This window comes from Mucilaginibacter kameinonensis (genome assembly GCF_003675385.1).
Lineage (GTDB): Bacteria > Bacteroidota > Bacteroidia > Sphingobacteriales > Sphingobacteriaceae > Mucilaginibacter > Mucilaginibacter kameinonensis.
Genome location: NZ_RCWZ01000005.1, coordinates 307225 through 320883 on the forward strand (window position 1 = coordinate 307225; position 13659 = coordinate 320883).

The window sequence follows — 13659 nt, forward strand, 5'->3', positions numbered from 1 at the left end:
CTCAATCTGATCGAGACCTCTTGCGGGACCTGTTTCAGTCTCCTAATTTTAGGTCTCGCTAAACCGCTAAATGTTTATTTATTAACCTTTAATTGTTAAAGCGATGATCAGAACTGTTTGTATAAACTTTTCTTTGAAAAAAAGCAAAACCCTGACCAATGGGACGGCTCCTATTTATCTCCGGCTTACCGTTTCCGGGGAACGTGTTGAGTTCACTACTCGAAGGTATATCAAACCTGAACGCTGGAATGGAAACACTCAAAAGATGAACGGCACCAATGATGAAGCTCGCGTATTCAACAACTATCTCAAAACCTTGGAACAAAAAGTCTTTGAAGAGCACCGCCTCATGATTGATGGCAAAGTTCCTCTGACTGCAGCAAACTTAAGAGATAGATTACTTGGGACGCCGGATGTTAAACGCGCAAAGATGCTTGTACCGATTTTTAAAGAACACAATCGCCGTATTAAGTCTCTCGTTGGCAAAGAATATGCAAGCGGTACTTTGGAGCGCTATGAGACCAGCTTAAAACACACGGTTGCCTTCATGGAATGGCAATATCAAAAAAGCGATATCGATATTACTGATATCGATCATGAGTTTATAACCTCTTATGATTATTATCTCCGTTCAGAATGTAAATGCAGCAATAATACCGCTGTAAAATACATCAAGAATTTTAAGAAGATAATTAGGATTTGTATAGCTAACGGATGGCTGGATAAAGACCCATTTATCAACTACAAGGCGAAGGTAAAAGAAGTAGTAAGACAGTACCTCACGAGGGATGAAATACAGGTTATGGCCGACAAAGCGTTTGTCAGCGAAAGGGTTAACCAGGTAAGGGATATATTCCTTTTTAGCTGTTTTACAGGCTTGGCTTATGCTGATGTCAAGAAACTCAAAAGATCAGAGCTCAATGTTGGACTTGATAAACAACAATGGATCTTTACTAGCAGACAAAAAACGGATTCTCCTTCCCGCATACCCTTGCTACCGATCGCATTAAAGATATTGTCCAAGTACGAGGATAACGCTGAATGCCTCCACAAGGATAGGTTGTTGCCGGTGTTATCAAACCAAAAAATGAATAGCTATCTAAAAGAAATCGCAGACTTGTGCGGAATAAAGAAAGAACTGACCTATCACATCGCCCGACATACGTTCGCTACATCTGTAACCCTGGCCAATGGCGTTTCTATTGAAAGTGTTTCTAAAATGCTTGGCCATAAAAATATCCGCACGACACAGCATTATGCAAAAATCCTTGATGCGAGGGTAAGTGAAGATATGGAAATACTGAGATCTAAATTAGCTATCGTCTAACACTTAAATTTAAAATGAAATGATGAATATTATTTCGAACGAAATAGTGATCTATAGCATCTACCAGGTAAGGAATCAAAAGGTCATGTTTGATTTTGATCTTGCAGAGTTATACCGCGTGAAAACAGTCTTTCAGGGTCACCGTCTTACTGATCCGGCGCTTGCTTTGCAGTTCCCGGAGCGGGTACAGCACATTATCAGCGCCGTCCATATCCTCGATCAGCAATAACTTATTCTTCAATTCATCTTTACCAAAGTAGTAAAAGGCATTCATGGACAGCATAGTGATCTCCAGCTTATCTTCTTCCGGGATCAGTTCGCTGACCCTTTCCTGTAACCAGGTCTTGCCGGTGCCGGACGGCCCCAGGCACATCAGGTGCAGCGGCGTATTCCGCTTTCTTGATATATAGACCAGGTAGGCGATCAGGCTGTTCACTTCCTCGCCGATAATGCCGCTGGCCGAGATCGCCTGCCGGGTCCGTCCGAGCATGCCGGGCGCTTTGAGGTATTGCAGGGCGATCTTACGCTCGGCCTCGGTAAGCTGTTTCTTTTCTGCCTGCTTAGGCTTCATAGCTTCCAGCCGTTCAGAGCGGTAGTCTTCCAGGGCAGTCGTCAGGCGGCTGATGGCCCCGGCCAGTTCAGCAGCAGCCACATCCAGCGCATCGGCGGCCTTCTCAATCAACTGCTCCGCCTGGACACTGTTGTATAGATCGAGGTTGTGGCGAAAGGCTCTGTTAGTATTGCTACCGCTGACTATCTTCAATGTTACTTTTAAGCGGTCAAAGCCGGTCAGCTTAATGCCGCCCAGGACGGTTGTATGCAATTTGCCATCGATATAAAGCAACAATTCAGGATTATCAACAATAAGCTTAGGTACTATATTCATTGTAAATGATGTTTTATAACTACTTTTTTATTTTACAATAATAAGTATGGCATTTGCAGAAACGCAAGTGATACCCATTTGTATTTTACCACGCACTTTATGTATCATTCTTAGTATTTTTGATGAGATAGGAATAAAGGAATAATGAGTTTAGGAACCCGGATCAGGGAGCTACGTACCCAAAAAAGACTGAAGCAAGCAGAGCTTGCCGAGATCGTCGGCCTGAACTCCTATGTACAGATTGGCCGCTATGAGACAGGCAAGGCCAAGCCCGCAGCTGACATGCTTTCTAAGCTGGCTAAAGCATTAGATACTACGACCGATTACCTGGTAAATGATGATGTGAACGATGCGTCAGTAACGGCGCAACTGACCGACCGGGAGTTGCTTAAACAGTTTAAAGAAGTGGAACAGTTCAGTGCAGAGGATAAGCAGGTTGTTAAGATTTTTATTGATGCCTTTATCACGAAAAGGCATATCCAGGAACTGGTCAAGTAAAGGCCAATATAACGAGCAAAGCCCCTTTTCAGGGGCTTCGTCATTTGATATCAGTTTGTTTTTTTCTTTGGCTTTGCCGCTGGCTTTTTGCCTTTTGCACTGTCCGCAAACGCATAAGGGTTATGCTGTTTGGGGTCTTTTTTATGCATCAAGTGGTAGGCGCGGTGCGCGCTGTCCTGTTTTACGGTTTGTGCTCCTGCGGTGTAAGCAATGCTTAGCAATATTATTACGCTTATGCTTTTCATCTTTTTATACTGTCGAAGTTGATTTTGTACATATCGACATCATGTTTTGATTTAACAGGACGGCTATTTTTAGGTATCAACATGGCTGTATTAACACCATCCGCATCATAAAACAATTTGAAGTTATTAAAGTCATAAGGGCCGTTTGTGCCATCAAAATGTATAGCATTTACACTTCCCTTACCATTCTCTTTTTGTAATACATAAACCACATAATCTGTACAATTATGTCCATTACAAAAAGGGTCTATTCCTTTGATTAGAATGATCTTCTTTTTTTTGATACTGTAATATTTTGTGGTGGCAAAGGTTTTATCACCGCTCCAAATATTGCTAATCTGGGTTAAAAAGTCATCTTCGCTATTTAAGGCATGTACTTTATTAAGAGATAGCTTTATGCCGTCAAATAGGAAATAACTCGTGATGTATTTATAATCATCCCCTATAGAAAAGGAATTTCGATTGTACACACCTTTGGTATCTTTCAATTCCACATCATATTCCACATTGGTGCCATCAATTTTTTTTGTACACACAATTTTTATGATTTTACTTTTGGGGCTGTAAGTGTGTTTATAGCTGAATGCATACCCATCGATCGAAGGAATGACTTTAAGATTTTTATAAAGACCGTTGATAATAGAGCTACTATCAACGATCATGCTATAATTCGGTTTTTTACTATTGTCAATTGTTGCTAAACTGCTTATTTCTCGGCTTTTAGCCAATGTAAAAAGCATACAGATTAAGAGTATATTTTTCATATTAGTTCCCTTTAGAATAATGATTATGCTGTCCATCTCCTCGCCACGAGTCATCTCCATTAACTAAGTCAACACCAAAGGTGAACTGAATTACTGTTGATCTAACGGCAGTTTTGAAAGCGGGCACGCTATTTCTGCCATCTACCGAAGTATTCATGAATTCACGATAATTATTCGTTGCAACGTTTCTTATTGGGAACTTGTGTCCGGGATATTTTCCTTTAGAATCTGTATTTCTCCATGTTTCTGACATCTTCTTTTCCTCGCTATCACCATTAAACATTACATTATTCAGCATCACCATAATGCTTTGTTTATGTGATTTCGCCCTATTTACCATTGCGCTGGCAACTTTATCACTTTCTGTCTTACCGAGTCCCGGCGTTTCATTATATACGTTAGCTGCGAAATGTTCAAGTTCCTTTTCACCAATGTCTAATTTTTGAACTGCACCAGACTTTTCAGCTGCAAGTGACTGTTCCTTTGTCAATTGAGTATCGTCCTTATTCTTTTGAACATAAACCTTGTCGTCTTTTACGCCATCGTTACCAACATGGGTTCCATTTAGATTATAAATATCACCCCACATGCCGTCTGGGTCAATGAAGCGCATCGGATTATTGAAGACATAGGCGTAAGGCGACCACCTTCTTCCTTTCTCCGCAAACGGATCAACCGTTGTCCATCTTGCTATCACAGGGTCGTAGAAACGTGCACCGTAATCATACAGCCCAGTCTCTTCCTGCAACTCCTTATGGTTATAAAGATATTCATTTTTAGGAGAAATGGTTTGCTGTGTAGACTGGATTCCATACCCAAAGGCATAGTAATCATTCATCTGTAACAGTTTTGCTGTTTGCTGGGTAGCGTCATTCGGATCAGGTGTCAGCGTTACCCTGGTGTTGCCCAAATGGTCTTTCAGGTCGTACTCGTACACATAATTGCTGCCGCTTTTTCTTGCCCGGCCCTCCTCGGTCTGGATAAACGCGATGGTATTGGTGCTGTTGTCATACTCTATACCGTTCTCGTATTCGGTGGTTGTGGTGTTACCGCCTGCTACCAATATCTTTCTTAGCTTGTTGCCTGCCGCGCTGTACACGTAGGTCACTGTGCTGCCATCCGTCTTGTTGATGGTTTGCGGCAGGTTGAGCATATTGTAGGTAATACTGCTGATCCCTTTGTTCTGGTCTTTCAGCTCATTGCCGTTACCATCATAGGTATATTCATTCGCTACCTTCACCGGGTCCTGGAAACCGAACAGCCCGGAATAGGTTGAAGCATCATCTACCTGATTTACCTGGTAATGGTTATACGTATAGGTCAGCGTATCGATCTGCTTTCTGCCCTGACCAGGAATGTTATCATACCTGCCCAGGTTAGTAATGTTACCCATATTGTCATAGGTCACGTTCTCCCCGTACAGGTTATCTTTAGCCGTGCTGCTGGTGGATACCGCCGAGCGAAGCCGGTTCAGGTTATCGTAGCCGTAATCATAGGTTTGTTTAACCGGTGTTATGGTTGTTCCGCCGATAACAATTGGTGCCGATTTCCAAACCGCGGTGGCAATATTGCCGCCGTATTGTTTGGCTGCCGTGGTAGCACCGTCATAGCTCAGCTCCTCGCCAAACTTATCATTGCTGTCGTTGTTGGTCAGGCCGCCATCGCTGTTCAGGTTGGCATTGTTGATACTGCTCAGCCAGCCCCTCGGGTTATAACGGTAGTCGATGGTTTGCAGGTAGGTTGTTCCACCGTTCTTTGAATGCAGCCCTTTTGTTTTTAGCTGGGCAACTTCGTTATAATCACTCCGGGTCAGGATCACCGAATCCTGCGCAGCATTACTGCCATCCTGTAGCTGGTGAATCGTATTTAGCTTACGCCCCATGTGGTCATAGGTATAACTGCTCCGTTCGGTCAGGGTAAGCACACCGGCAGTGCCATTGGTGTTTTTCAGGTAATGCTTCCGTTGTACCAGCGTGGGCTGTTTAACAAAGTTATATACCGTGCTGTCGGCATCATAGTTATACATGCTCAGCGATGAGCCTCCGCCCACATAATGCTGTGTGAATGATTTGACCACTTGCCCTTCGTTATCATAGTACGGCACGCTCCACAAATAGTCTCCGGTAGTATTCAGCACCAATGTTTTGGAAGCGGTAAGCAGCCCTGTGGTTTGTTTGCTGAACGCGGGATTAGCCGTTTGGTCATAGGCCCCGGGAAAGCTTGGGATACCGGTATAGCTGTCATAATAGTTCACACTTAGCGTGGTTGCCAGGTTGGTACCCGGCCAGCTGTTGGTGGTATAACCGTTGCCGGTGTTTACAGGCGTTTCCCATTGCGCCGCCTGGCCATCAACAAGCCCCTGGATCGTGGCATGGATATCCGTTCCCGCTGTACTGCCTGTATGCTGATAAATGCCGGTGAGCACCGTTCTGCCTATCGCGTCATATTTAGTGATCATCCATTCCTGCGGTGATTTCATCCGCTGCACCGAATCCTGGGTTGCAACCGGCTGATCGAGTTTATTGTAGATTGTATACTCCCAGCCTTTGCCCGGCACCTTCTTTTGCACCAGCCTGTTCCTGGCATCATAACGGTACTGGTAGCAGCGGTTATCAAGCGTTGTTTGGGAAATAACTGCCGGGGCATCCGGATTGGCTCCCGGTGGCAATACAAAGCTCAGGTTGCCCAGATCGTCATACACATAATAGGTCGAGAGCTCTTCGGCTGTCGTGCCCTTGATGTTATAAGTACGTTTCAGTACCACGTGCCCTTCCTTGTCCTTATACTCTTCGGTGGTGTTAAAACAACCATTTGCCGGTTGCCAGTTTTCATTACGCGTAATGGTAACCGATAATTGGTTGGGGCTGTAGGTGGCATTGTTGCCTGCCCGGCTTAAGGTACGGCTTTGATTGGTGTTGATGCCAGCTGTATACAACGCTGCTATCCGGCTACCGTTGTTTCCTGTTACTGCCGTATTAAAAGTGCTGCTCTGGTCATTGGTAGTAAATACCATCCTTACCGAGTGGCTGCTGCTGCCGGCATCGGGTGTTGTGCCCAGCTGCCAGGCCACCCCCGGCGCTCCCTGCTCAATCACCCGGTTCAGCGGCGAGGGCTCAAAGCCTGTTTGCGCGAATGGATACGAGGTATTGGGTATACCATTGGTTTGCTGGGTAGCTCCGGTATTGCCAGGGTTATAAAAAGTGGTGAGCGCCCCGGTCAGAGCGTCGCTTTTATAACTGCCGTCGGTAGTGGTGGCCGCATACGGCAGGTATTTCATCGCTTCCCGCCCGTACGGGTCATACGCAAATGCCTGCACAAGATCTTTTTTCAACGGCGAGCCTTTGATCTGTATGGTTTGCAGCGGCCTGCCCAGCCCGTCTATATATTGTACCGTCTGCATCAGCTCGCAGGTCATCCGGCCGGCAAGCATGGTATTGCTTGTCAAACCCTTTGTCCGTGGCACCGAGGTTAGGATATAGTTCTGGGTATTGCTCAGCGCTATTGTTTGAGGAACGCAATCTTGAGCTGTAATGTAAAAATTCAAGCTGCTACCAGATGCTGCTGTGAAACTGAAGTTTGGGGTCAGCGTGATGCCCGTGTTGTTATAATAAGAACCTGGTGCCGGTGCGGTAGTTAACGTTACCGGCGGTGCCAGGTAGGTTTGTGCCGATGCGCGCATGCTGCCTATGAGCAGCAATAGCAGCAAACAAACCGCAAAATAGCTTTTGTGGTAAGCATTTCTTTTCATGCCTTTGGTATTAAAGTGTGATCAGGTTGGGTTATTTTTTTATTTCCTTTTGAACAGCCGTCAGTTGCTCTTTTAGCGCGTCGATCTGTTTCTGGAGTGTCGTAAGCAGTTTGTCTTTTTCCTTATCCTTTTGCTCGTTCTCTATCGCGTACAACGTCAGCTCTTCCACTTTCTTCATCAGGAGCTTATTCATCTCGCCAAGATTCAGGCCGGCTTTGGCGATCTCCTGCTCTGAGGGAATTTCAGGCAAATGCTGGTTCTTGTCGATATAGGTTTTAACTTCTGTTAAAGATGGAAGTTGATAGTTTAGTTTAAAAACATAATCAGGCCATTGGGAATAGAGTTTAATAGTTACGGTACTCGCGATTACACCACCATTTACTGCAAACTTGTAACCTGTAGGTAAAGTACTCGTACCGATACTGATACCGTCGTTAAAAACGGAGTTTCCGTTTACTGCGATGCCGCTTGATCCCACCTTTATTGCAAACCCAGCACCAACAAGCGGATCAACATAGCTGCCCAAATAATAATGGGACTCGCCAGATGCAGTAATGCCGCCTACAACATCTAATTTGGTTTGCGGTGATCCCGTACCTATGCCAACATTGCCCAACCCATTGATCAGGAATTTAAGACCCGCGGCATTTTGAACTTTGAACAGGTTGTATTGTCCGCCGTCGCCCGCAATGGTCTTGATTCCGGCCAAAGTAGCGCCCCCGCCAAACCCGGCATTGACTCCACCGACCAGAAATAGCGCCCCATCATTCACATTCGAACCTTCTGTATGTACTTCCAATCCACTTGTTGGGCTTGAGGTTCCAATTCCAACGTTTCCACCGGCGGGAAATGTATTTTGCGCGAAGGCGCTTACCGAAAACAGCAATGCGGATAAGGCCAGATATAGCTTTTTCATTTGTTTGAAGTTTGTGATTTGAAGGCATTAAGTTGATTAGTCAGTAATTCGAGATGTTGGGTAAGCGTTTCTATTTGAGTAGCGTAATTTTGATTGATTTTCTTTTGCTCCTTTTCCACCTTGTCTTTCTCTATCAGGTACAGCGTTAGTTCCTCTATCTTTTTCATTAACAGCTTATTCATTTCCCCAAGGTTCAATCCATCCTTAACAATCTCTTGTTCGGAAGGAATTTCTGGTAAATGCTTATGTTGATCGATAAAAGTTTTTACTTCTGTTAACGGACGGAGTTGATACGTCGGCTTAAATACATAATCCGCCCAGCCATTCAGGTCAATCAATACCGATTTAGAATGTATTGTGCCGTTAACATCCAGTTTATTCGCTGGGTTAGTTATACCAATGCCTACATTGCCTTGAACAATCGTCATATACGTATTGGCTGATGTTCCCCATGATTGAACATCCTGATTCGGATCTCTTTCCCACCATGTTCTGGTATTTGTTTGCGGGTTTAAAAATGACACATCAATAGAAATGCCATCGTGTAGCCGGGCAGTAACCCAATCGCTCCCGGCAGAATTTCTTACCAGCCACAAGTTATTTTTGAAGTAGTTGGTACCCGAGGTGCCGCCAATTGAACTTACTAGTACTGCGTTTTTAGCGACACCGCCCAATGGTATAGGCGAGTATACTGTTAGTTTGGCATCAGGATTGGAGTTGCCAATTCCTAAATTCCCCGCAAAATAACCCTGTCCATCAGCCCTCACACTAAAATTGGTTGTACCGTTCGTTATACCGTCAAAATAGTAATTGGCTGCATTGTTATTATTGTCAGTAATAGCACGAAAGATGCCCGCGGGATAATAATAGCCTGTCCCAATTTGGTGGCCCGTAAAGAAAACCTGTCCAGAAGAGGTCTGCGCGACAATCTTTGTATTGTTATTTAGCACGTCATTCGCATCGACTGTCACCGTCTTGGTTTGCGCATTGGCTGAGCATACCATGAATAAACTTCCTGCCAGCAATAAAAGTGAAAATATTTTCATAGGATTAATTAGATTTAACTGGTGTTTTGATTTGTTTTTGGAGTTGGCTCACTTCGGTTTTTAGTTCTATAAGATATAGCGTCAGTTCTTCCACCTTTTTCATCAACAGCTTGTTCATCTCTCCCACGTCAAGCCCGTTTTTGATCATGTCCTGTTCCGAAGGGATTTCTGGCAAGTGTTGGTTTTTGTCGATGTATGTTTTGACCTCTGTTAACGGCAACAACTGATACTCTTTTTTAAACACACGATCTTGCCATCCATTCAGGTCGATCAAGACAACCTTGGAATGAATTGTGCCATTTACGTCCAGCTTGTTTTGAGGATTGGCTATACCGATACCTACATTGCCGGTATAACTGATTCTCATTCGCTCGATATTTGCGCCGTCCCCTCCGGCTCCAGTCGCCCAGCTTGTTCTAAATAAGATATTAGTGACATCATCGTAATTAGTTGAAAACCGCATTGCATCAATGGATGCCAATTCGTTGGCCCCGGAACCAAAAGCCAATTTTCCCAAACTACTTCCATCATGTGGATTAACATCTTTGTCGAATAACTGAATTACCGGGGTCGCATTGGTTACTGTTAAAACGGCGGCAGGCCCGGTCGTTCCTACTCCGACATTTCCTGTAGATGGGAAAGTATTTTGAGCGTGTAAATGTGAGCAACAGGCCACCAACAGAATGGCAGATATAAATAGTGTTTTCACGTGATTGGTCTTTAAAACGGTTATTGTCCGATGTAGTGGTAATCGTAATGCTTGATTATATTTTGGTCTTTATCCCTGATATTTTGTAATCGCAGGAAGTTATCATATTCGTAAAATATCGTCTCTCCTTTTGGGTCAGTGGCACTAGTAATTCCGATGAATGGCGCAAAAGTATAGGTAGACATTTGTGCTCCTTTGGGATAAAGTCGTAACTCATCTATATTCCCAGCTCCTGAAACTGTTACCGTTGTTTGTCCAGTTACTTGATGTTCGTAATATGTCCACCCATTAGTTGTACTGCCTTTAATGGGATATCCACTTGTAGTTCCTGCAATCGTTAACGGTGAGGCGTTTCGCGTCCAATATGTCACGACGTAAACGTTTGCAGCCGTTAGGCCGCTTTTGGTAATGTTTCCATTGGAGAGATTGTAAGACCTAACACCTGTAGAGGCTGTCGTACCGTCGCGTTGCGTAGAAGCAATAGTCCAATTCCCCGTACCGTCAGCCTCAAAGCTGGTAAATGCAATGGTGTCAGTGCCAGCATTGATACTCTGTGCTATCGGAAACGCTTTTTGATAATCCCAAATATATCGTTGGGTTGGCCCTCCTTGTTTGGAGACGGTTAACAGATTGCCTTTGGTGTCATACTTTTGATAATTCAACCGTACTTCTGAAGGATTAGCCATGGTTTGTAGTTCGACCGTTTGGGGTTCTATTACATTATTTGTAAGGGCATAATTGGTCTTTGACTTCATTAACTGCGTGCCGTTTTTTGACTCGGTAAACTCAATGGTTGGACTAATCATGTTGGCTGTTGTCATCGTTGTATAAATCCCGGTTGGATCTTTACTTGCATTAACCATATCCTGCGGGTAACTGATCTGTTTTTGCAGCGTTTCACTTCTACTACTTTTTTGTATAATCCGTGTTGGAAAGACGTGATTTAAATTGTCATAATAGTAGTTAACAGTGTCCTGCACCAATTTTTTTATGCCATCTGTATCGTAATTGATGGTGATAGTTTGCTTCGGTACACGGCTACCGGAAGAGACCGGATAATCGAAAAAGCAATAATTTGCCAATGGATTATTGGGCAATGCATAGGTATTGATATTACGCAACTCAAACCGCTGTCCGATATATACTCCGAGTCCTGCCGTACGGGCGTAATTATAATAGTCGTTATACTTCTCTTGCACCAACAGGTACTGATTGCTCCCAGCGTTTCTGTAATGCGCTTCATAAGACAGCTGCCCGTTCTTCCACCCCACCGCGATAGGCTTTACTCCGTTTTGATACGCCTGATCTACAGTTAAGAGGCTATCCGGAAACGAGGTGTATGCATATACGCTTTTACCTGCATTTGTGACACTATCACCCTGGAATACAGTAACACCGGAATAGCTCACAGGACTTCCGCTAAGCGAAGACAACGAATAAACAGAGCTGCTTGAGTAAGTAATATTTGAGCCCGTACAGACATCATATGTTGAACTGCCAGCCGGATAGTACTGATTATAAAAGGTCCTTGTGGTGGTATTGACAAATTGCAAACGCCCGCCCATGATATCACCTATACCGTTGTTCCCTGGCCCATACTGATACGTCTCCGACGATGCCAGACTGCCTGAATTGGTATAGTGCTTTATGGCGTTGATGCGCAGGCCGCCTCCTGCCATGATCGTTGGTACACTGCTAGGTGGTCCGGCATAGGTAATACTAATATTGGCGGTGGGAATCACATCGGTACTCATGGACATATTACCTCCGCGGGCCAGTGAATATAGCTTGTATTGGGTATTGGCCTCCAATGGGAAAGAAAAAGTCGTGTTTATATCAGTACTGTAGTTCGCGTATTGATTGTATAACACAGCACCGTTTGAGACCTTTACAATCTGCACATACGGCGTTTCCGGCAACGATCCGGGAAATCCACTGGTGTGCTTTAGCAACACGGTCACAGTAGCAGTTACGGCAGTCGCATCAGTAGTAAAGAGGGTTGCCTGGGTTTCGTGATAGTAGCCGGCGGAAGCGGCGGAATAGGTGTTTTGAGTAGGTGTTTGATAAAGGTACGTGAATTTATGCGGTTCGTAGGTAAAGGTAGTATACCCCTTAGTTGGGTAAGTGATCTTTTCTAACATCCCGGCCTTCATATAGTTAGGATCGGGTGTCCTGTCAGCTCCTTCAGAACCGCCGACGGTATAGACCGTATTGCCCGTACCATATTGTTGTAATGCTGGTAAAAGGGTTTTATTGCCATATTTTCCATTATAATATCCCCAATAATCCTGCGCGAAGAAGTTTACGGGAGGAGGGCTAACAGGATCATAATCAAATTTATGCACGTTGACCCGGGCATTAGTCGCATCGTTTTCTGCAAGACTGTCCAGCCGTAACCGGTATTTACTGCCAGTATTGAACTGGTTTCCTGTCGGCAGATCCAGGTTGCTATAAAAATATCCGGTGTGTATCTTAAAGCTTTTGAGCCGACTATATTGTTTCAGTTTGTAGTTGTAATTTGAAACAATCACCGAATCGAGGGACAAATGCATGCCGTCTAACCGACCACTTTTGGTTACGAAATCAACTTTGCCGTTTTTGAATAAAATTGTTTTGATATACAGCGGTGCTATGGGGCTGCTAATGTTCATTGACTTATTCATTGGCCATAATTGCACTGCACCGCACCCATTATCGTTATACAACGTGCCATAATTTTGGCTGAAGCTATACGAGTATTGATTATAGCCCTGAGGGTCATTCTGATAAATGAATTTCACTGTGTCAGACTTGTCGGCGGATATCATTTGACTCAGGTACCAGCTTGAGACCCCGGTAAGGGTTTCACTGATGCTGCTTGCTGTTTTTTCTGTGTCGTTGAAAATATACGTATTACCATTTTCATCAAGCACCTTGAAAGAGCCAAGCATCGGATTAGCATTTGTTGTGAACTGGATCTTTATCGGTTTATAGGGTGTAATTACCGGCTGTTTATCGGCCCCAAACACAAATGCGCCAGATTTGTCAAGGAAATTGTAGAAGAAATTATCCGGCTGAGTATCATATCCTGCGGTGTGGTTTGTTGCTTCCTTAACATAATTTTCATCATTGGTGTTGTAAATCTGTGCAGTGGTTTTCAATGTTGTCGAGAGAAAGCCGCCATAATCATCTGGCATGTTGACAATGCTCCGGGTAATTACTCCTCCTGCATTTAACGACCATCCGGTGCCCACCCAGGTTGCCATTTCATCAACTTTTACCCCAGAGGCATGGTACGATAAGGAAAGAGGGACTTTAAATCGCGGAGTACTAATTTCATATAGCGGAATCGAGATAGATGGTATTCCGGTACTCTTATCAACGGGAATTTGTCCGTATTTACCCAAAGCGGCTGCTTCCGGGGGGGGAGGAGTTATCCTGGGGGCATTGATTTCAGCTAATGACTGGGCGTTCGCTTTAAAGAGTAAAGAACACGCCAGCACCAAGAGGTACAGTTTTTTATGCATGAGATTATATTAAT

General features: G+C 44.3%; 10 protein-coding genes. 2 read left to right on the forward strand and 8 right to left on the reverse strand.

The genetic code is table 11. The features are described from left to right. Nucleotides 1-133 precede the first annotated feature (133 nt). The gene (locus EAH55_RS24460; RefSeq protein WP_317127600.1) at nt 134-1327 is read left to right on the forward strand and encodes a site-specific integrase; all 1194 of its coding nucleotides are present in this window, start codon (nt 134-136) and stop codon (nt 1325-1327) included. Between the two features lie 109 nt (nt 1328-1436). Here EAH55_RS24460 and EAH55_RS24465 read toward each other — a convergent pair whose 3' ends face one another. Further along, nucleotides 1437-2213: a P-loop NTPase family protein gene (locus EAH55_RS24465; RefSeq protein WP_121811963.1), complete on the reverse strand. Its 777-nt coding sequence runs from the start codon at nt 2211-2213 to the stop codon at nt 1437-1439. Between the two features lie 144 nt (nt 2214-2357). On the opposite strand from EAH55_RS24465, the gene EAH55_RS24470 reads away from it, so the two are divergent. Continuing rightward, complete coding sequence (locus EAH55_RS24470) at nt 2358-2711, forward strand: helix-turn-helix domain-containing protein (RefSeq protein WP_121811964.1); 354 nt, start codon at nt 2358-2360, stop codon at nt 2709-2711. A gap of 50 nt (nt 2712-2761) precedes the next feature. Here EAH55_RS24470 and EAH55_RS24475 read toward each other — a convergent pair whose 3' ends face one another. Genes EAH55_RS24475 through EAH55_RS24505 form a run of 7 tightly spaced genes read right to left on the reverse strand, consistent with a single transcriptional unit; the run spans nt 2762 to nt 13645 of the window. Further along, nucleotides 2762-2956: a hypothetical protein gene (locus EAH55_RS24475; protein WP_121811965.1), complete on the reverse strand. Its 195-nt coding sequence runs from the start codon at nt 2954-2956 to the stop codon at nt 2762-2764. After that, entirely contained in the window at nt 2953-3720 is a 768-nt protein-coding gene (locus EAH55_RS24480; RefSeq protein WP_121811966.1) for a hypothetical protein, read from the reverse strand. The genes EAH55_RS24475 and EAH55_RS24480 overlap by 4 nt, the downstream gene beginning before the upstream one ends. A gap of 1 nt (nt 3721) precedes the next feature. Further along, a complete protein-coding gene (locus EAH55_RS24485; RefSeq protein ID WP_121811967.1) occupies nt 3722-7468 on the reverse strand; it encodes a DUF6443 domain-containing protein in 3747 nt (1248 codons plus the stop codon). A 31-nt stretch (nt 7469-7499) separates the two neighbouring features. Then, nucleotides 7500-8384, reverse strand: coding sequence for an AAA family ATPase (locus tag EAH55_RS24490; RefSeq protein WP_121811968.1), 885 nt, complete (start codon nt 8382-8384; stop codon nt 7500-7502). Continuing rightward, complete coding sequence (locus tag EAH55_RS24495; RefSeq protein WP_121811969.1) at nt 8381-9430, reverse strand: hypothetical protein; 1050 nt, start codon at nt 9428-9430, stop codon at nt 8381-8383. Before EAH55_RS24495 ends, EAH55_RS24490 begins: the two co-directional genes overlap by 4 nt. 4 nt (nt 9431-9434) lie before the next feature. Further along, entirely contained in the window at nt 9435-10139 is a 705-nt protein-coding gene (locus tag EAH55_RS24500) for a hypothetical protein (protein WP_121811970.1), read from the reverse strand. Nucleotides 10140-10159: 20 nt separating this feature from the next. Further along, nucleotides 10160-13645 carry an RHS repeat domain-containing protein gene (locus EAH55_RS24505; RefSeq protein WP_162997017.1) on the reverse strand — a complete coding sequence of 1162 codons (3486 nt, stop codon included), beginning with the start codon at nt 13643-13645 and terminating at the stop codon, nt 10160-10162. Nucleotides 13646-13659 lie beyond the last annotated feature (14 nt).

What these genes read in the sequence shown, in the direction of transcription:
- EAH55_RS24465 (WP_121811963.1), bottom strand. Translation starts at nt 2,213, where the DNA reads ATGAATATAGTACCTAAGCTTATTGTTGATAATCCTGAATTGTTGCTT.
- EAH55_RS24470 (WP_121811964.1), top strand. Translation starts at nt 2,358, where the DNA reads ATGAGTTTAGGAACCCGGATCAGGGAGCTACGTACCCAAAAAAGACTG.
- EAH55_RS24475 (WP_121811965.1), bottom strand. Translation starts at nt 2,956, where the DNA reads ATGAAAAGCATAAGCGTAATAATATTGCTAAGCATTGCTTACACCGCA.
- EAH55_RS24480 (WP_121811966.1), bottom strand. Translation starts at nt 3,720, where the DNA reads ATGAAAAATATACTCTTAATCTGTATGCTTTTTACATTGGCTAAAAGC.
- EAH55_RS24485 (WP_121811967.1), bottom strand. Translation starts at nt 7,468, where the DNA reads ATGAAAAGAAATGCTTACCACAAAAGCTATTTTGCGGTTTGTTTGCTG.
- EAH55_RS24490 (WP_121811968.1), bottom strand. Translation starts at nt 8,384, where the DNA reads ATGAAAAAGCTATATCTGGCCTTATCCGCATTGCTGTTTTCGGTAAGC.
- EAH55_RS24495 (WP_121811969.1), bottom strand. Translation starts at nt 9,430, where the DNA reads ATGAAAATATTTTCACTTTTATTGCTGGCAGGAAGTTTATTCATGGTA.
- EAH55_RS24505 (WP_162997017.1), bottom strand. Translation starts at nt 13,645, where the DNA reads ATGCATAAAAAACTGTACCTCTTGGTGCTGGCGTGTTCTTTACTCTTT.